The following is a 16,831-nucleotide window of genomic DNA, read 5'->3' as shown; positions in this document are numbered from 1 at the left end:
CAGCCTAAGTGCTCCCTTGTGGTTATTCAACTGTAACGCTCTTTGCGAGATTTCGCGGCTTGTCGACGTCGAGCCCCTTTGCTACCGATACATAGTAGCCGAGAAGCTGAAGCGGTACTACCGCAAGGCTCGCCGCAAACAGCGGGTCTGTCTTGGGGATATATGCTGTGAAATCGGCGTTGTCCTCAACACTGTAGTTGCCGTAGGTGGTCAGTCCCATGATGTATGCGCCGCGGGACTTGCACTCGACCATGTTCGACACCGTCTTCTCGAAAAGTGCCTGCTGAGTGAGCACACTGATAACGAGAGTGCCGTTCTCGATGAGGGAGATAGGTCCGTGCTTGAGTTCTCCTGCGGCGTATGCCTCGGAGTGGATGTAGCTTATCTCCTTCATTTTAAGGCTTCCCTCGAGGCTGACTGCGTAGTCTATGCCGCGTCCGATGAAGAATGCGTCGCGGATATTCGCGAACTTCGCCGCGAACCACTGAAGACGCTCCTTATCCTCAAGTATCTTCTCGACCTTGTCGGGAATGGTCTGTATCTCATCAAGAAGTTCAGCGAAACGCTCGTCTGTTATCTCGCCGCGCACCTTCGAGAGCTGCATTGCGAGCAGATATCCCGCGATGAGCTGTGTGCTGTATGCTTTAGTCGTAGCGACCGATATCTCGGGACCTGCAAGTGTGTAGAAGACGTTGTCGGCGTCTCTTGCGATGTTCGAGCCGATGACGTTTACAATGCCGAGCGTCTTGATGCCGTTTTCCTTTGCAAGCGTGAGAGCCGCACGGCTGTCGGCGGTCTCGCCTGACTGGCTGATTATTATAGCGAGGCTCTTCTTGTTCAGCGGCATCTTCCTGTACCTGAACTCCGACGCGAGCTCTACGCGGACGGGGATAGTGGTGAGCTCCTCGATGACGTACTGTATCGCCATGCCAACGTGGTATGCCGAGCCGCACGCTACGATGTATATCTGCTGTATCTCCTTGACTTCGTCGTCGGTGAGTCCGAATTCGTCGAGGACTATCCTGCCGTCTTTTACTACGGAGTTGATGGTGTCGCGGATGACCTTGGGCTGCTCATGTATCTCCTTGAGCATGAAGTGTTCGTAGCCGCCCTTTTCGGCAGCTTCGGCGTCCCACTTTATCTCAACGAGCTCCTTGGTTATCTCCTCGCGGTCGATGTTATAGAACGTTACTGCGCCCTTTTCGAGTCTTGCTATCTCCATGTTGCCGATGTAGTACACATTGCGTGTATATTTCAGTATCGCGGGGACGTCGGAGGCAACGTAGCTTTCGCCGCCTGCGATGCCGATTATCATCGGGCTGTCCTTGCGCGCGGTGTATATCTCGTTCGGGTAGTCCTTGAACATCACGCAGAGCGCATACGAGCCGCGTATGCGTATCATTGCGCGCGCGATGGAGTCAACGGGTCCGAGACCGTACTTCTTGTAGTAGTAGTCTATGAGCTTCACTGCGACCTCTGTATCGGTCTGCGACTTGAATTCGTAGCCGCTCTTGGTGAGCTTCTCCTTGAGCTCCTGATAGTTTTCGATGATGCCGTTGTGTACGGCGATGACGTTCTCGTCGTCGCTGGCGTGAGGGTGAGCGTTGAGTGTCGAGGGCTCGCCGTGAGTAGCCCAGCGTGTATGACCTATGCCGCAGCAGCCCTTTACAGCCTTGCCGCCGTTGGTCTTTTCCTCAAGCACTTTCAGCTTGCCCTTTGCCTTTACTATTTCTGTATCATTGCTTCCGTCGCGGACTGCTATTCCCGCTGAATCGTAGCCTCTGTATTCGAGCTTTGAGAGTCCGTCAAGCAGTATGGGAGCTGCCTGAGCGGAGCCTGTGAATCCGACTATTCCACACATAGTTGTTGTCCTCCTCTGACCTGCGGCGTGCCGCAGTTTATTCTATTATACACGTATTGGGCGGGTTTGTCAACCGCGTTTGCTCCTTATGTGAAGCTAAGCTGGTTGCTGTCGCCGAGCTCTTTTGCGGGCTTGCCTGCCGCGGGCACGGATTTTGCGCGGTACTTCTCGAGCTCGGGAGCTTCCTCCTCCGTTATCGTCTTTGCCGAAGCGAGCTGAGCGTTTTTCCTCAGCGTTATTACCTGTACGCCCTGTGAATCGCGCGTTGATTTGGGCAGTATCATCCCCGAATTGAACACGAGGGCGTGTCCCGATGTAGTGCGGATGAGTATGTCCGCATCCTCGTTCACGAAAACTGCCGCAACGAGCGGTGACTTGTCCGAATATGCATTGGCGAGCTTCTTGCGGTTGGTCTTGGTCTCGTACGATTTGAGCGGTATCTTCGCCGCCTTGCCGTTCTCGAAGAAGAATATGATGTAGCCGCTGTAATCGGTGGTCGGTATCATCAGGCGGAGGTTCTCGCCCTCGTCAAAGCTGAGCTTGGCGGGGACATAGTCGCCCATGACGCTCGCCTTTGTGTCGTCGAATGCGCTTGCCTTGGACTTGTACGCCTGAGCCTTGTCCGAGAAGAAGATGAGGTCGGTCTTGTTCGTCGCTTCGAAGGTCTGGCTGATATAGTCGCCGTCCTTGAGTTTCTGCTCGCTGCTCATGCGGAGCGACTGGGGCGTTATCTTCTTGAAGTAGCCGCTTTCGGAGACGAAGAGGTTGACCGCGTAATCGGGCGTATCGTCTACGTCCTCTTCCTCCTCGACGTCGGACTGGTAGTAGAAGAATGTACGTCTCGGCTGAGCGTAGTTCTTCGAGACCTCTTTCAGCTCCTCGATGATTATTTTGCGTATCTTCTTCTTGTCGCGGAGTATGTCCTCCATTTCCGCGATGTCTTTGCGGAGCTGGTCGACCTCCTCGACGCGGCGGAGGATGTACTGGCGGTTGATGTTGCGGAGCTTTATTTCCGCCACGTATTCAGCCTGTATCTCGTCTATTCCGAAGCCTATCATGAGGTTCGGTACGACGTCCGCTTCCTCTTCGGTCTCGCGGATAATCTTTATCGCCTTGTCGATGTCGAGCAGTATCTTCGACAGTGCTTCGAGCAGGTGGAGCTTCTCCTTCTTCTTCTGGAGGTCGAAGTAGGTACGGCGCATCACGCACTCCTCGCGGAAGGCTGTCCACTCTGTGAGTATCTCGCGCACGCCCATTACCTTCGGAGTTCCCGCGATGAGGATGTTGAAGTTGCAGGGGTAGCTGTCCTGCAAGGGGGTGAGGCGGTAGAGCTTCTGCATGAGCTTGTCAGGGTCGGTGCCGCGCTTTACCTCTATTGCGAGCTTGAGACCGTTGATATCGGTCTCGTCTCGGACATCGGAAATCTCGCGTATCTTGCCTGCTTTGATGAGCTCGATTATTTTGTCCTGTATCGCTTCAACGGTGGTCGTATACGGTATCTGTGTGACCTCTATGCACTTGGAATCGCTGTCAAAGCTGTATTTGGAGCGCACTTTCAGGCTGCCTCTGCCTGTCTCGTAGACCTTGCCGAGCTCTGCCTCGTCATACAGCAGGAAGCCTCCGCCCGGGAAATCGGGTCCTTTCAGTGTGCTGAGGATATCGTGGTTCGGGTCCTTCATCAGGGCTATCGTGGTCTCGCATATCTCCGCGAGATTGAAGGGGCAGACGTTGCTCGCCATGGATACGGCGATACCCGTATTGGAGTTCACGAGCACCGTCGGGAAAGTCGCGGGGAGGAGGGTAGGTTCCTGCATGGTGTTGTCGTAGTTGGGGACGAAATCGACCGTGTCGTGGTCGATGTCGCGGAAGAGCTCATTGCATATCTTCTCGAGCTTGACCTCGGTGTATCGTGCTGCCGCGAAACGCGTCTTGCTCGAATACTGCTTTCCGAAGTTTCCCTTGCTGTCGATGTATGGGTGGAGCAGCGACTCGTTGCCGCGGGTGAGTCTCACCATAGTCTCGTATATAGCCTGGTCGCCGTGCGGATTGAGCTTCATCGTCTCGCCGACTACGTTTGCCGACTTCGAGCGTTCCTTGTCGGGGGAGAGGAGCCCGCGCTTGTACATCATGTAAAGCAGCTTGCGGTGAGACGGCTTGAAGCCGTCTATTTCGGGCAGGGCGCGCGATACGATGACGCTCATCGCGTAGGGCATATAGTTGCTTTTCAGTACGTCCGTGATGTGCTGGTCAACTACGCTGCCCGAGCCCTCTATATACGCCTCGTGCTTGAATACGGGCGCCTTGTCTGAGGAGTTTTTCTTCTTTGCCATTGTGTTCTCCTTTGGTTATGTTATGATTATCATGCGGAGTCAGGGTCTGCGCTGTTATGAGATGTCGGCGAGGTCGAGGTAGTCGGCGCCGTACTCGGAGATATAGTTCTTTCGTCCCTGCAAGTCGTCGCCGAGGAGCATCTCGAACACCTCTGCGGAATCCTTGATGTCGTCGACCGTGACCTTGATGAGGCGGCGGGTATCGGGATTCATCGTCGTGAGGCTCATCATATCGGGCTCGTTCTCACCGAGACCTTTCGAGCGCTGTATCGTGTGCTTCTTGTCGCCTATCATCTCGAGTATTCGCTGTTTCTCCTGCTCTGTGTAGGCAAAGTAGGTCTTCTCCTTCGTGTTTATCTCGAAGAGCGGCGATTCTGCGATGTATACGTAGCCCTCCTCTATCAGTTTTGGAGTCAGCCTGTACAGCATCGTCAGTATCAGCGTGCGTATCTGGAAGCCGTCGACGTCGGCATCGGTGCAGATAACTATCTTGTTCCAGCGGAAGTTGTTGATGTCAAAAGAGGAGAGCTCCTTGTTCGCTTTCGAGGTGACCTCGACTCCGCAGCCGAGCACCTTGATGAGGTCGGTGATTATCTCGCTCTTGAATATCTTGGAGTATTCCGCCTTGAGGCAGTTGAGTATCTTTCCGCGGACGGGGATGACTGCCTGAAATTCGGCGTCTCTTGCCAGCTTTACCGAACCGAGCGCCGAGTCGCCCTCCACGATGTATATCTCGCGGCGTGTTACGTCCTTAGTGCGGCAGTCCACGAACTTTTCGACCATATTCGCGAGGTCTATCTTTCCCGTGAGCTTGTTCTTCATATTCTGGCGGGTACGTTCTGCGTTCTCGCGGCTGCGCTTGTTCAGCAGCACCTGCTCGGATATCCGCTTGGCTTCGTCGGGGTTTTCGATGAAGTAGACTTCGAGCTGGTGGCGGAGGAATTCCGTCATTGCCTCGCGTATGAATTTATTTGTGATAGCCTTTTTGGTTTGGTTGGCGTATGAGGTCTGCGTGGAGAAGTTGGAGGATATCAGTACGAGGCATTCTTCGACGTCCTCATACTTTATCTTGCTCTCGTTTTTCTGGTAGCCGTTCACTGACTTGATATAGGCGTCTATCTGCGCTGGGAGCGCGCGCTTGACTGCCTCTTCGGGTGAGCCGCCGTGCTCGAGGAAGCTTGAGTTGTGGTAGTGCTCCTTCATCTTCACCTTGTTCGAGAAGGTGAGCGCCACGTCGAACTTGACCTTGTATTCGGGCTTGTCCTCGCGGTCTTTGCCGCGCCGCTCGGCTGTCCAGTGCTGTATCGTGGTCAGCGAGTTATCGCCGACTATCTCGCTTACGTAGTCGGTGATACCGTTCTCGTAGAAGAATTCGGTCTCATTGAAGCCGCCTGCCTCGTTCTCGGAGCGGAATACGAACAGAATATTCGGGTTTACGACTGCCTGACGCTTCAGGATATCGTGGAAGAATTCGTCTGATATGTTTATATCGGTGAATACTTCGAGGTCGGGGCGCCAGCGGGTCTTGGTGCCTGTCTGCTTGCGCTTTGACGGCTCCTTCTTCAGTCCGCCGACGTTGTTGCCCTTCTCGAAGTGGAGCTCATACTTGAAGCCGTCACGCACGACCTCGACGTCCATATACTCGGAGGCGTACTGCGTCGAGCACAGACCAAGTCCGTTCAGACCGAGCGAGAATTCATAGCTCTCGCCGCTCGGGTCGTACTTGCCGCCCGCGTAGAGCTCGCAGTAGACGAGCTCCCAGTTGTAGCGCTGCTCGGTGCTGTTGTAATCGACGGGACAGCCGCGGCCGAAGTCCTCGACCTCAATGTCGTTGTTTCTGTAGTGGGTGACGATTATCTTGTTTCCGTAGCCCGCTCTCGCCTCGTCTATAGAGTTGGAGATGACCTCGAAAACGGAATGCTCGCAGCCGTCAAGACCGTCAGAGCCGAAGATGACCGCAGGACGGAGCCTTACTCTGTCCGCGCCCTTCAGCATCGTTATACTTTCGTTGCTGTAATCCTTCTTTTTTGCCATGATATCCTGCCGTCGGCCGATGCCGACGCTCCTTTCGCCTCAGAAAAAATAATCCTTAATATTATACCATATCACGCTCTGTTTTGCAAGCTTTTTTATTACGTTTTGCTTTTTTACGCCCGTCCTATGAAAAAAACTGCCCGCTGTCTTCGGGCAGTTCATTCAGTATGTTATATGCAGCACGTACATCGTTTCGTCGCAGGAGTAGTTGAGCGAGTAGCCGAGTTCGGTATAGCCCGACAGCTCCCATATCTCATCATTCCCGAACAGTCCGTCCACCGCGCTTCGGAAGCTTGTCTCGTCCGCGAACATTATCTCCGCGACCCCTTCGTCCGCGTTTTCAGCGAGCACGCGTCCCACCTCAGTGGGGAAATACCCGTTAAGGTAGGCATTGTTCATTACGAAGTAGTTCCTGTCGAGTGAATCGCAGACAGGCACGTAATACTGTCTCTCGTTCAGTGTCCGTGTGCGCAGGAGCAGCTCGTCGTTCATCATGAAGTAGTTGTGGCGGAGCTTGCCGAAATCCCCGCTGCTCTCAGCTTCGGGGTCATCCCATGTGAGGTCTACCCAGTAGTATTTGCCGTCTGTTTTTATGTAGTTCCACGCGTGGCTGCCGCGGTCGCTCTGTCCCGCGCAGACGCCGCATTCTATGCCGAGCTTCTGCATGATGAGGCTGAAAGCCTCCGCATAGCCCTGACACACAGCGCTGCCGTCAACAAGACAGCCGTACGCGGTGCCCCATAGTCCGTTGTAGCTGAGCCCCAGCTTTTCGGAGGCATAGCGCGTATTGTTCACGATGTAGTCATGTACGAACAGAGCCTTGCCGTAATCATCGGAGCCTGCGGGTACCTGTGCAGTGATCTTGTCTGCGGCTCGTATAAGCTCCTCATGCATGGTGCGGAGCTCATCAGCGCTGTAGTCGTTGAGCGTCATAAAGCTGACCGAGGTCGAATCTTTGTTTGTGGTGACTGTGTAGCCGTTCAGCCAGAAGTAATCGGGATAGAAGTGGCATACCTTGTCTACCGCTCCGTCGACAGCTTCCTGTGACAGCACCGCGTCAAATTCGGTGTCGTTGTTATATTCCGAGAGAGCAGCGCTTAACTTCTCGAACACCTCATCGGATGTATAAGACGTCTTTGTCTGCGGATTTGATGTGCTGACGGGTGCGGTGATGCCGCCCGACATACATCCTGTCATCATCACGCACGCCGCTGCGGCTGCGAGCGCTGCCGCGCGCATTATGTATTTTTTCTCTGCCATATCAGAAATTGATATTTATCGTGAACATATTGTCCTCACGGTAATATTTCATTGTGTCGGGTTCGATGTTTGAAGCCTTGTATATCTTGTTGTCGTCGAAGAGGTCGTACAGTGCTTCCTTGTAGGCCGCGTAGTCCGCAAACATGAATTCACAGTGCTTCTTGTCGGAGCAGCTCTCAATATAGGATATAACGTCGTCTCTGTTGTATTCCTTGAAGTACGAGCCGTTCTTGACGTAGTAGTTCTCATCTATGGAGGTGCAGTCGGGGAAGTAGCCCTGTGTCCAGTCCACATTCCTTGAGCGGAGCAGCATATCGCTGTTCACGAGGAAGTAGGTGTGCTCTGCCTGATAGCCGCTGCCGTAGCTGTCCATATCGTCCCATGTGGTGTCGAGCCAGTAATACTTCCCGTCGACCTTTACATAGTTCCATGCGTGATTCGAGCCCGTGCAGATGCCGCTCTCGATACCGAGGGCGTTCATTATGAGCGTGAATGCCTCCGAATAGCCCTCGCATACAGCACTGCCGTCCACGAGACAGCCGTATGATGTGTGGCAGAGACCGGGGTCACCGCTGTTGGCTCCTTGGTGGTCGTAGGTGGTGTTGTCCGCGATATAGTCGTGTACGTAGAGTATCTTGTCGTAGTCACTGCCCGAAGGAGCACCTGCAACTATCTCGTTGACCTTGTCGTCGAGCTTTGCAGCCATATCGGGTACTTCATCCTCTTCGAGTCCGTCGAGCAGTCCGAGGCTCACCTTCGAGCCGTCGGTGACGGTCACGGCAGAGTATCTCTTGCCGAGCCAGAAAATCTCGGGGTGGTCGCTCGGCAGGTGGGCGAGAGCTTTTTTGACGTCCTGATTGGTGATGCGGGTGTGTACGATGCAGGTGGAATTGAATTGCAGTATCTCGTCACACATCTCGTGATACCATTCGTTTGCCTGCATATCCGCACCTGTTATCGTGAGTTCGGGGACTGTGTTGGTGACGGGCTCGACGGGCTCCTTGATGTGCTCCTTCGTCGGAGCCGAGCAGCCTGTGAGCAGTAAGAGTGATGCGGTCATTGCTGTGAATATTCTGCTTGTTTTCATAGTTTCTCTCCTATATTTACCCTTCAGTGCGATTCTTGTGCTTACCGTTTCATAACGGTCACATTTTCAGTCCGTCAAAGCTCTCGTCGAGTATCTTCGCCGAGCTGCGGAACTTCTCCTTTTCGTCTTCGGTGAGCGAAAGTTCGAGGACTTCCTTGACGCCGTTCCTGCCGATGATGCACGGTACTCCGATGAATACGCCGCGGCTGTCGTACTCGCCGCACAGCTTCGCGGAGACGGTCAGCACGCTGTTCTCGTCGCCGAGTATCGCCTTCACTATCCTTGTGATAGCCATGCCGATGCCGTAGTAGGTGGCGCGCTTCGCCTCGATTATCTTGTAGGCGGCAGTGCGTACCTGTTCCTCTATTTTATTCATGTCGTCGGCTGTATATGAGTTGCGGGGGTCGGAGAGTATCTCCGATACCTGCTTGGTCGCGAGCATCACCTGCGAGAGCGGAACGAATTCGCTGTCGCCGTGCTCACCGATGACATAGGCGTGGATATTCTTGGGGTCTACAGTGAAGTAGTCGCCGAGCAGATAGCGAAGTCTTGCGGTATCGAGCGATGTGCCCGTGCCGATGACGCGCGAGGCGCCGAAACGCGAGAGCTCGTAGGTCACTCTCGTCATTATGTCAACGGGGTTCGTAGCGACAAGGAAGATGCCGTCAAAGCCCGATTTCACGACGGGCGTGATTATCGAGCGGAAAACCTCCGTGTTGCGCTGGAGCAGGTCGAGGCGGGTCTCGCCCTCCTTCTGTGCGACTCCCGCAGCGATGACGATAATGTCCGCGTCCTTGCAGTCGTGGTAGTCGCCCGCGTATATTTTCATATTTGATTTCGCAAAAGCAAGTCCGTGGTTTAGGTCCATAGCCTCGCCCATTGCCTTGTCCTTGTTCACATCCACGAGGACGAGCTCGTTGCATATACCGCCCTGATTTACAAGTGCGTAGGCAAAGCTCATGCCGACCATTCCCGTGCCGATGAGGACAACTTTTCTTCTGTCGTTGTTCATATTCCCGCTCCTTTGCAGTGTATTTGATTTAATTTTATACTATTTTGGCTCATGTGTCAAGCTAATTCTTGCTGTTTGTAACATGCTTATTGCTTTCGGAGCTTTTTCAGCCCTGACTTTATCCCCGAGATTATTATCTTCCGCGCCTCTATTGCCTTCTCTTTCGGGAGCGGCGGCGTGTCGGGCAGGGGATAGGGTATCCCGAGCCGCTCATACTTAGGCTTTGCCATGTCGTGATACGGCAGTACGTCCAGCGCTTTCAGATTTTTCAGCGTCGAAAGGAACTCCCCGAGGCGGAACAGCTCGTCGTGGCTGTCCGTGATGTCGGGCACGACTACGTGACGTATCCACACGGGTATGTCAAGCTCGCGGAGATGCTCGGCAAACCGCAGTATATTGGTGTTTCCTATCCCAGTTAGTTCTCTGTGCTTCTCGTTGTCGATGTGCTTGATATCAAGCATTACAAGGTCGGTGTATCTCAGTGCCTCGTCTATCTTTGCACTGTTTTCGGGCGAATACACCCCCGCAGATGTGTCGAGACAGGTGTGGACTCCTTTCGATTTCGCGAGACGGAACAGCTCTGCGAGAAATTCGGGCTGTGCGAGCGGCTCGCCTCCTGTTGCGGTTATACCGCCCGACGTCAGGAACTCCTTGTACGAATCGTACTCGCGCATGAGTTCCTCCGCTGTGACCTCCGTGCCGCCGCCGAAGTCCCATGTATCGGGATTATGGCAGTATCTGCACCGCAGCGGACAGCCCTGAAAGAACACGACATAGCGGATACCTGGTCCGTCGACCGTGCCGAAGCTCTCGGTGGAATGAATGCGTCCCGTCATCTCAGCACCTCCCTTGCGCGGCTGAGCAGAGCCTCGCGCTCGTTAGGGAGCTCGCCGTCTATAACGAGGTCGAGCAGCGTGCGCAGGCACTCGCCGACCTGTCTGCCCTGCGCTCCGAGCGATATAATGTCGTTGCCGTTGACTGCGAGGTCGCGGAGCTTCAAACACGCGTTTTCCTCAATGAAGTGTCTGCCGAGCTCCGCACACTCGTCAAACCACTTGTTCTCCTCGAGCACGAACTCGTTTTTGGCGCAGTTATCGGCTTTTTTGGCTTCGAGCAGGCGAAAGAAGTTCTCTTCGCCCATTTTGGATATCATGCGCTTTATCTGCTTCTCGGAGACTATCTTGTCGCTGTGGCGCTCGATTATCGTGCATACGTCGGAGACAGTATCGTTGTCCCAGCGGAGCCTCCGCATGATGTTCTCTGCCGCCCTTGCGCTGACTTCGGCGTGTCCTTTGAAGTGTCCGACGCCGTTTTCGTCGAGAGTGAACATCTGCGGCTTGCAGATGTCGTGGAAGAGCATGGCAGTGCGGACAGTCGTGTCCTGCGGAGCTGCCTGCACAGCGCGGACGATATGCTCGTACACATTGAATTTATGGTAGCATGAGCGCTGCTCGAAATCGAAGCAGGCGCAGAATTCGGGTATCACCTGTGCGATGATATCACGGTATTTCAGCGCAGTCTCGGCGAAGTTTTCACCCATTACCATTCTGACCAGCTCGTCGCGGCATCTCTCGCGGGAAATTATGTCAAGCAGCCCGCGCAGCTCCCTTGCGGCGGCGGAGGTGCGCTCGTCTATATCGAAGCCGAGCGTCGCAGCGAAGCGGACGGCTCGCAGTATCCGCAGTGCATCCTCTCTGAAACGTTTTTCGGGGTCGCCCACACAGCGGATAATATGTGCGGAGAGGTCGCCGCGTCCGCCGAAAGGGTCGTGCAGTGCGCCGCGGACGTCCATAGCCATTGCGTTGACGGTGAAATCGCGGCGTGCAAGGTCTTCCTCAAGTGACGAGGTGAAGCTCACCGAGTCGGGGCGGCGGGAGTCGCTGTAGCTCCCGTCTATGCGGAATGTCGTGACCTCATACGGAATATCATTGTATATGACGGTGACTGTCCCGTGCTTCAGCCCCGTGGGAGCAACTTTCAGCTCTTCAAAAACAGTCATTATCTGCTCGGGAAGGGCATTGGTCGTTATGTCAAAGTCATTTATCGGGCGTCCGAGGAGGCTGTCGCGCACGCAGCCTCCGACGATATATGCCTCAAAGCCCGCAGCTTCGAGCTTGTTCAGCAGATATGCGTATTCGTTCACGTTTTCCATGTCATCACCGCCTTATAATTCATTACTGTTCATTATACCATATAAAGTCAAAAAATGCAAACCGTCAACAAGCCCGATACAGAGCGGAAATGTCGGAAAGCAGTCGAAAATAGCGGTTCATGTATGATGTTCAAAAAAAGTTAAGGAATATAAGAAGTTTTTTGTTGACAATGCAGGGCAGATGTGTTATAATATTAACGTCGTAATGAAATTGCGCAATGGGGAGCTGTCTGTAGGGATAGCTCTTTTTCTGTATTCTGCGGGAAATATATGCTGTTCGATAAAAAATGAACATCGGTCAATAATTTTTCTGAAAACTATTGACAAAGCAGAATAGGAGTGGTATAATACTGAGTATAAATGACCAATGGTCATTTTGCAAAGGAGGTACAGTATGGCATCCGAGGCAGTTAAACGTATTCTCGAAGCCGAAGCCGAGGCGGATAAACGCTCCGCGGAGGCGCGTGTCAGGGCTGACGGTATCGTCACCGAAGCGGAGCGCAAGGCGTCCATAGCCGTGCAGAAGCGTCTGACCGACGCCAAGACCGAGACGGGGAAGCTCCGCGATGAGAACCGCCGCAGGCTCGAGGAGTACACAAATAAAGCGGAAAAGGAGTGCGCCGCGAAGCTCGGCGAACTCGAAAAGACAGCCGCTTCCAATTCGGATAAGGCTGTTGAAGCCATTATCAGCGGCTTTTTCAGCTGAAACATCTGAATTAGTTGAAGGAGGGTGATATAGCAGATGGCAAAGCTCAGAATGAAAAGGATAGAGCTGATAGCGCCCCTTACCGACAGTAAAAAGATCATAGAGCTGCTGCAGCGCCGCGGAGTCGTGGAGCTGTGCAGGACGGAGGACGAAAGTCTCGAGCAGACCAACGTCACCGCTGTAACAGGCTCGTTCGACAAGTTCCGTGCGACGGCTGTGCAGGCTCTTGATACGCTCGAAAAGTACGCTCCCGAGAAAACGGCGCTGACCGATATGCTCGGAGGACGGACTGAGGTGGAGATACACGATTTCGGCAAGCGCGCGGCTCAGCTCGAAAAGACGATGAATACAGCGGGAGAGATACTCCGATGCGGCAGGACGGTCGCCGACTGCGACGCCGAGCAGCAGCAGCTCGCGACGAAGTGCGACACGCTGAGACCGTGGCTGGCTCTCGATGTGCCGCTCAATTTCCACGGTACCGACACCACGACGGCATTCATCGGTACAGTGCCGTACCCGACGACGTCTGCGGAGCTCGAGGCTAAGCTGCCCGAGGGTACGAGCGTGGAGGTCGTGCTCGCGACAAAGGAGCAGACAAATCTGTTCGTGCTCTGCTGCGACGACAATGCTCAGGAGTGCGAGGACGAGCTGAGAAAGCTGATGTTTGCGACACTCGGCGAGAGCGAGAAGCTCACGCCCGCCGAGCTCACCGAGCAGTTCGAAAAGCGTTCGGCTGAACTCGGAAAGAAGCGAGATACAGCGGAAAAGCGCATAGCCGAGCTCGCGGAATCGAGGAAAGACCTCAAATTCGCGGTCGACTACCTCACAATGAGGAAGGATAAGTACGACGCGCTCAATTCGCTCGGCTTCACGGAGAGTACCTTTGTGCTGACGGGATTTGTCCCCGAGAAATACTGTGATTCGCTCCGCAAGGAGATAGAGAAAAAATACGTCGCCTATATCGAGTTCACCGACCCGTCCGAGGACGAGGAGGTGCCCGTGCTGCTCGAAAACGGGCGGTTCTCGGCTCCGCTCGAGGGCATAACAAGGATGTACGCGATGCCGTCCAAGGACGACGTCGACCCGACCCCCGTTATGGCGTTCTTCTATTACCTGTTGTTCGGCATGATGCTCTCGGATGCGGGCTACGGTATCCTCATGGTCATCGGCACCATGATAGCCCTGAAAAAGTTCAAGCTCGAGGAGAGCATGAGAAAAACGCTCATCATGTTCCGAAACTGCGGCATATCGACCGTAATATGGGGCGCTCTCTTCGGAAGCTGGTTCGGCGATATAGTACAGGTCGTCGGCAAGCAGTTCTTTGATAAGGACATCGGCAGCATCGCGCTTTGGTTCCAGCCGCTCGACGACCCCATAAAGCTGCTGCTCTTCTCGTTCGGGATAGGTATTCTTCACCTGTTCCTCGGAGTGGCGGTCGCGTTCTATATGTCGTGGAGGGACGGGCGGAAGCTCGACGCGATCTTAGATGCGGTGCCCATATATCTCATCATACTGGGAGTTGCACCGCTCGGAGCAGGCATCCTCACAGAAGTGCCTTCAACGCTCAAGACCGTCGGCGGATATATGCTCATTGCGGGCGTGGTACTGCTTGTGCTGACCGCGGGAAGGAGCTCGAAGAACATCTTCGGCAAGCTCTTCGGCGGCTTGTACGCGCTGTACAACACGGCTACGGGCTGGCTCAGCGACATACTCTCGTATTCGCGACTGCTCGCTCTCGGACTTGCAACGGGTTCTATCGCGAGCGTTATCAACCTCATAGGCACGATGCCCGAAAACAAAATAGTCAAGCTGGTTATGCTGATAGTCGTCTTCATCGTGGGACACACTGCTAACCTTGCTATAAATCTTCTCGGCGCCTACGTCCACACGGACAGATTGCAGTTCGTTGAGCTGTTCTCGAAGTTCTACACGGGCGGCGGCAGAGAATTTGAACCATTGACCGTTAATACCAAATATTTAAAATTCAAGGAGGAAAACTCAAATGACTAACGGACTTGTACTTGCTATCTTAGGAGCGGCTCTTGCCGCACTTCTCGCAGGGATTGGCTCTGCCAAGGGCGTAGGACTCGTGGGTGAGGCTGCCGCGGGCGTAGTATCTGTTGACCCGTCGAAGTTCAGCAAGGTGCTGATACTCCAGCTTCTTCCCGGTACACAGGGACTTTACGGACTTCTCACAGCCATCCTTATGCTCAGCCGTATCGGCGTCATCGGCGGAAATGCCGCAGAGCTTACCGCTGCACAGGGTTGGAGCTTCTTCATCGCAGCTCTTCCGATAGCTGTCGTAGGTCTTATCTCCGCTATCTTCCAGGGCAAGACAGCGGCAGCAGGCGTCGGCATCACAGCCAAGAAGCCCGAGCATAACGGCAAGGGTATCATTATGGCGGCAATGGTCGAGACTTACGCTATCCTCGCTCTGCTCGTATCTATCCTTCTCATCTACAACATCAATATCTGAACACGGAGGTGCAGGATATGCCTGGAATCGACGAGATACTGAACATTATCGACTCTCAGCAGAAGCAGACCGAAGAGAACCTCGTCTCCGCAGCAGAGCATAAAGCTTCCGCGATAATCTATGACGGGAACGAAAAAGCCGAAAAGGCTTACGAGGAGCACATAAAGAAGATGACGGAGCAGCTCGCGCATGACTACGACAACGCCTGCTCGTCCGCAGATGCGGCTATGAAGCGGCGTATCCTCACGCGCAAGACCGAGCTCATCGACGAGACCGTTGAGGCGGCTCTCAGGAAGCTCGACGGGCTCCCCGACAGCGAATACTTCGCAGTGCTCGGCAGACTCGCGGCGAAGAGGCTGAGGGCGGGGGAGGGCGTTCTTTCCCTCAGCAGACGAGACCTCGGGCGCGTCCCCGACAGCTTCATGAAGGAGCTCGCGGCGGCAGCCGAGAAGGTCGGCGGAAGCGTGAAGCTCGGCTCTGTTCCCGCTGACATCGAAAACGGCTTTATACTGACCTATGGGCTCATCTCCGAGAATTGCAGCTTCCGCGCCGTTGTTGAGGCGGAGCGCGAGGGCGTGAGAGATACCGCCGCAAGAGTATTGTTCGAGGTGGTATGATGAGCACTGTCAGATATGCAAATGCAGTCGCGGCGATACGCGCTATGGAGAATTCGCTCCTCAGCCGCAGTGACCTCGACCAGCTCATAAACGCCGCGACCAAGTCCGAGCGCGATAACATAGTCGCCTCAAAGAGAGGCGCGGGCGCGGAGGAGTTCACGCTTGAGAGCGTCTGGGAGACCATACGCGGCTATGCTCCCGATTGCAGGGAGCTGGAGATACTTTTGTACAAAAACGACTTCCACAACCTGAAAGCGGCACTGAAGTCGATGATAGCGGGCAAGGAGCCGCAGGGCTACTACATCCGCCCGACGAACCTCGACCTCGATGCGCTCTATCCCGCACTCGCGGCAAAGGAGTATGAACAGCTCCCCGAGCACATCAGAGACACCGCCGCGGAAGCTTACGAGCTCCTGACAAGGACGCTCGACGGACAGCTTGCCGATTCGCTCGCGGATACGGCTTGTATGCGCGCTATGCAGAGGGCAGCAGAGAAGTCGGGAAGCACATTTATGAAAAAGTACGCACAGCTCACCACGGTCTGTGCGGATATCAAGACGGCTTACAGGTGCAGCCGCATGAAGAAGCAGCGTTCGTTCATCGAGACTGCTGTCTGCGGCAGCGATGAACTCGACAGGGACTCGCTCGTGCGTGCGGCTCTCGGAGGTGCCGAGGGGCTGCTCACATTCCTTGAGAATACGAGCTTCGGCGACGCGGCAAGGATGCTCGCGGAGTCGCCTGCCAAGTTCGAGAAGTGGTGCGACGACGTCATCATGGAGCTCGCCGAGACAGCACGCATGGAGGCTTTCGGAGCCGACCCGCTCGCTGCCTACTACATCGCGGCGGAAGCGGAGCTGAAAAATCTGCGCATAATCAGCGTGTGCAAGGAGTCGGGCACCGACAGGGACACTATTACGGAAAGGATGAGAAAGCTGTATGTCTGATACGAACTTCAAGACCGCCGTCATCGGCGATACCGCAAGCGTATCGGGCTTTGCGGCACTCGGTCTGTCCGTTTTCTGCGAGACGGACGGAGCTGAGATATCAAGGCTCATAAACAGGCTCGCAGCCCATGATTTCGCGGTGATATACATCACCGAGCCCGCCGCGGCTCTTGCGGCTGAAACCATCAAAAAATACAGGAGCAGCAGGCTCCCGTCGATCGTGCTGATACCCGCTATCGAGGGCAACACGGGCGACGGCATGAGAGCTCTGCACGAGGCAGTCGAAAAGGCTGTAGGCTCGGATATCCTTAACTGAGAAAGGAGAATCTGCTTTGGCAAGCATAGGAAATAT

Annotated in this window: 14 protein-coding genes; 6 read left to right on the top strand and 8 right to left on the bottom strand. The window is 54.6% G+C overall.

From position 1 onward, the window contains the following. Positions 1-22: 22 nt before the first annotated feature. The 8 genes from glmS to BMX22_RS05445 all read right to left on the bottom strand — a co-directional run bounded on the left by glmS (position 23) and on the right by BMX22_RS05445 (position 11,736). On the bottom strand, positions 23-1,861 hold the full coding sequence (glmS, locus tag BMX22_RS05480) for a glutamine--fructose-6-phosphate transaminase (isomerizing) (protein ID WP_074741415.1): 1,839 nt from the start codon (positions 1,859-1,861) through the stop codon (positions 23-25). Positions 1,862-1,947: 86 nt separating this feature from the next. Then, the gene (locus BMX22_RS05475) at positions 1,948-4,191 is read right to left on the bottom strand and encodes a DNA gyrase/topoisomerase IV subunit A (protein ID WP_074741413.1); all 2,244 of its coding nucleotides are present in this window, start codon (positions 4,189-4,191) and stop codon (positions 1,948-1,950) included. 54 nt (positions 4,192-4,245) lie between these two features. Further along, the gene (locus tag BMX22_RS05470; RefSeq protein ID WP_074741411.1) at positions 4,246-6,225 is read right to left on the bottom strand and encodes a DNA gyrase/topoisomerase IV subunit B; all 1,980 of its coding nucleotides are present in this window, start codon (positions 6,223-6,225) and stop codon (positions 4,246-4,248) included. Positions 6,226-6,387: 162 nt separating this feature from the next. Then, a complete protein-coding gene (locus BMX22_RS05465) occupies positions 6,388-7,485 on the bottom strand; it encodes a transglutaminase domain-containing protein (protein WP_074741409.1) in 1,098 nt (365 codons plus the stop codon). A gap of 1 nt (position 7,486) precedes the next feature. Further along, on the bottom strand, positions 7,487-8,572 hold the full coding sequence (locus BMX22_RS05460) for a transglutaminase domain-containing protein (RefSeq protein WP_074741407.1): 1,086 nt from the start codon (positions 8,570-8,572) through the stop codon (positions 7,487-7,489). Positions 8,573-8,630: 58 nt separating this feature from the next. Further along, positions 8,631-9,584, bottom strand: a complete 954-nt coding sequence (locus BMX22_RS05455; protein ID WP_074741405.1) for an L-lactate dehydrogenase — start codon at positions 9,582-9,584, stop codon at positions 8,631-8,633. Between the two features lie 86 nt (positions 9,585-9,670). Next, the gene (gene pflA / locus BMX22_RS05450; protein WP_074741403.1) at positions 9,671-10,420 is read right to left on the bottom strand and encodes a pyruvate formate-lyase-activating protein; all 750 of its coding nucleotides are present in this window, start codon (positions 10,418-10,420) and stop codon (positions 9,671-9,673) included. After that, positions 10,417-11,736: a CCA tRNA nucleotidyltransferase gene (locus BMX22_RS05445; protein ID WP_074741401.1), complete on the bottom strand. Its 1,320-nt coding sequence runs from the start codon at positions 11,734-11,736 to the stop codon at positions 10,417-10,419. Before BMX22_RS05445 ends, pflA begins: the two co-directional genes overlap by 4 nt. Positions 11,737-12,130: 394 nt before the next feature. Between BMX22_RS05445 and BMX22_RS05440 the strand changes: the two genes are divergently transcribed. From BMX22_RS05440 to BMX22_RS05415, 6 genes are read left to right on the top strand one after another with little or no spacing between them, the layout of a single operon-like run. Next, positions 12,131-12,442: a hypothetical protein gene (locus BMX22_RS05440; RefSeq protein WP_074741399.1), complete on the top strand. Its 312-nt coding sequence runs from the start codon at positions 12,131-12,133 to the stop codon at positions 12,440-12,442. Positions 12,443-12,478: 36 nt separating this feature from the next. Then, complete coding sequence (locus BMX22_RS05435; protein WP_074741397.1) at positions 12,479-14,452, top strand: V-type ATP synthase subunit I; 1,974 nt, start codon at positions 12,479-12,481, stop codon at positions 14,450-14,452. Beyond that, entirely contained in the window at positions 14,445-14,918 is a 474-nt protein-coding gene (locus BMX22_RS05430; RefSeq protein WP_074741395.1) for a V-type ATP synthase subunit K, read from the top strand. Before BMX22_RS05435 ends, BMX22_RS05430 begins: the two co-directional genes overlap by 8 nt. A gap of 17 nt (positions 14,919-14,935) precedes the next feature. Then, positions 14,936-15,535: a V-type ATP synthase subunit E gene (locus BMX22_RS05425; RefSeq protein WP_074741393.1), complete on the top strand. Its 600-nt coding sequence runs from the start codon at positions 14,936-14,938 to the stop codon at positions 15,533-15,535. Continuing rightward, positions 15,535-16,479 (top strand): V0D/AC39 family V-type ATPase subunit, encoded by a 945-nt coding sequence (locus tag BMX22_RS05420; RefSeq protein ID WP_074741391.1) that lies wholly within the window; start codon positions 15,535-15,537, stop codon positions 16,477-16,479. Before BMX22_RS05425 ends, BMX22_RS05420 begins: the two co-directional genes overlap by 1 nt. Beyond that, positions 16,472-16,795, top strand: coding sequence for a V-type ATP synthase subunit F (locus tag BMX22_RS05415; protein WP_074741389.1), 324 nt, complete (start codon positions 16,472-16,474; stop codon positions 16,793-16,795). The genes BMX22_RS05420 and BMX22_RS05415 overlap by 8 nt, the downstream gene beginning before the upstream one ends. Positions 16,796-16,831 lie beyond the last annotated feature (36 nt).

This window comes from Ruminococcus sp. YRD2003, assembly GCA_900109435.1.
GTDB classification, from domain to species: domain Bacteria; phylum Bacillota; class Clostridia; order Oscillospirales; family Ruminococcaceae; genus Ruminococcus; species Ruminococcus flavefaciens_G.
The sequence above is the reverse complement of the archived record's forward strand: the minus strand, read 5'-3'. Positions and strand labels throughout refer to the sequence as shown.

What these genes read in the sequence shown, in the direction of transcription:
- glmS (WP_074741415.1), bottom strand. Translation starts at nt 1,861, where the DNA reads ATGTGTGGAATAGTCGGATTCACAGGCTCCGCTCAGGCAGCTCCCATA.
- BMX22_RS05475 (WP_074741413.1), bottom strand. Translation starts at nt 4,191, where the DNA reads ATGGCAAAGAAGAAAAACTCCTCAGACAAGGCGCCCGTATTCAAGCAC.
- BMX22_RS05470 (WP_074741411.1), bottom strand. Translation starts at nt 6,225, where the DNA reads ATGGCAAAAAAGAAGGATTACAGCAACGAAAGTATAACGATGCTGAAG.
- BMX22_RS05465 (WP_074741409.1), bottom strand. Translation starts at nt 7,485, where the DNA reads ATGGCAGAGAAAAAATACATAATGCGCGCGGCAGCGCTCGCAGCCGCA.
- BMX22_RS05460 (WP_074741407.1), bottom strand. Translation starts at nt 8,572, where the DNA reads ATGAAAACAAGCAGAATATTCACAGCAATGACCGCATCACTCTTACTG.
- BMX22_RS05455 (WP_074741405.1), bottom strand. Translation starts at nt 9,584, where the DNA reads ATGAACAACGACAGAAGAAAAGTTGTCCTCATCGGCACGGGAATGGTC.
- pflA (WP_074741403.1), bottom strand. Translation starts at nt 10,420, where the DNA reads ATGACGGGACGCATTCATTCCACCGAGAGCTTCGGCACGGTCGACGGA.
- BMX22_RS05445 (WP_074741401.1), bottom strand. Translation starts at nt 11,736, where the DNA reads ATGGAAAACGTGAACGAATACGCATATCTGCTGAACAAGCTCGAAGCT.
- BMX22_RS05440 (WP_074741399.1), top strand. Translation starts at nt 12,131, where the DNA reads ATGGCATCCGAGGCAGTTAAACGTATTCTCGAAGCCGAAGCCGAGGCG.
- BMX22_RS05435 (WP_074741397.1), top strand. Translation starts at nt 12,479, where the DNA reads ATGGCAAAGCTCAGAATGAAAAGGATAGAGCTGATAGCGCCCCTTACC.
- BMX22_RS05430 (WP_074741395.1), top strand. Translation starts at nt 14,445, where the DNA reads ATGACTAACGGACTTGTACTTGCTATCTTAGGAGCGGCTCTTGCCGCA.
- BMX22_RS05425 (WP_074741393.1), top strand. Translation starts at nt 14,936, where the DNA reads ATGCCTGGAATCGACGAGATACTGAACATTATCGACTCTCAGCAGAAG.
- BMX22_RS05420 (WP_074741391.1), top strand. Translation starts at nt 15,535, where the DNA reads ATGAGCACTGTCAGATATGCAAATGCAGTCGCGGCGATACGCGCTATG.
- BMX22_RS05415 (WP_074741389.1), top strand. Translation starts at nt 16,472, where the DNA reads ATGTCTGATACGAACTTCAAGACCGCCGTCATCGGCGATACCGCAAGC.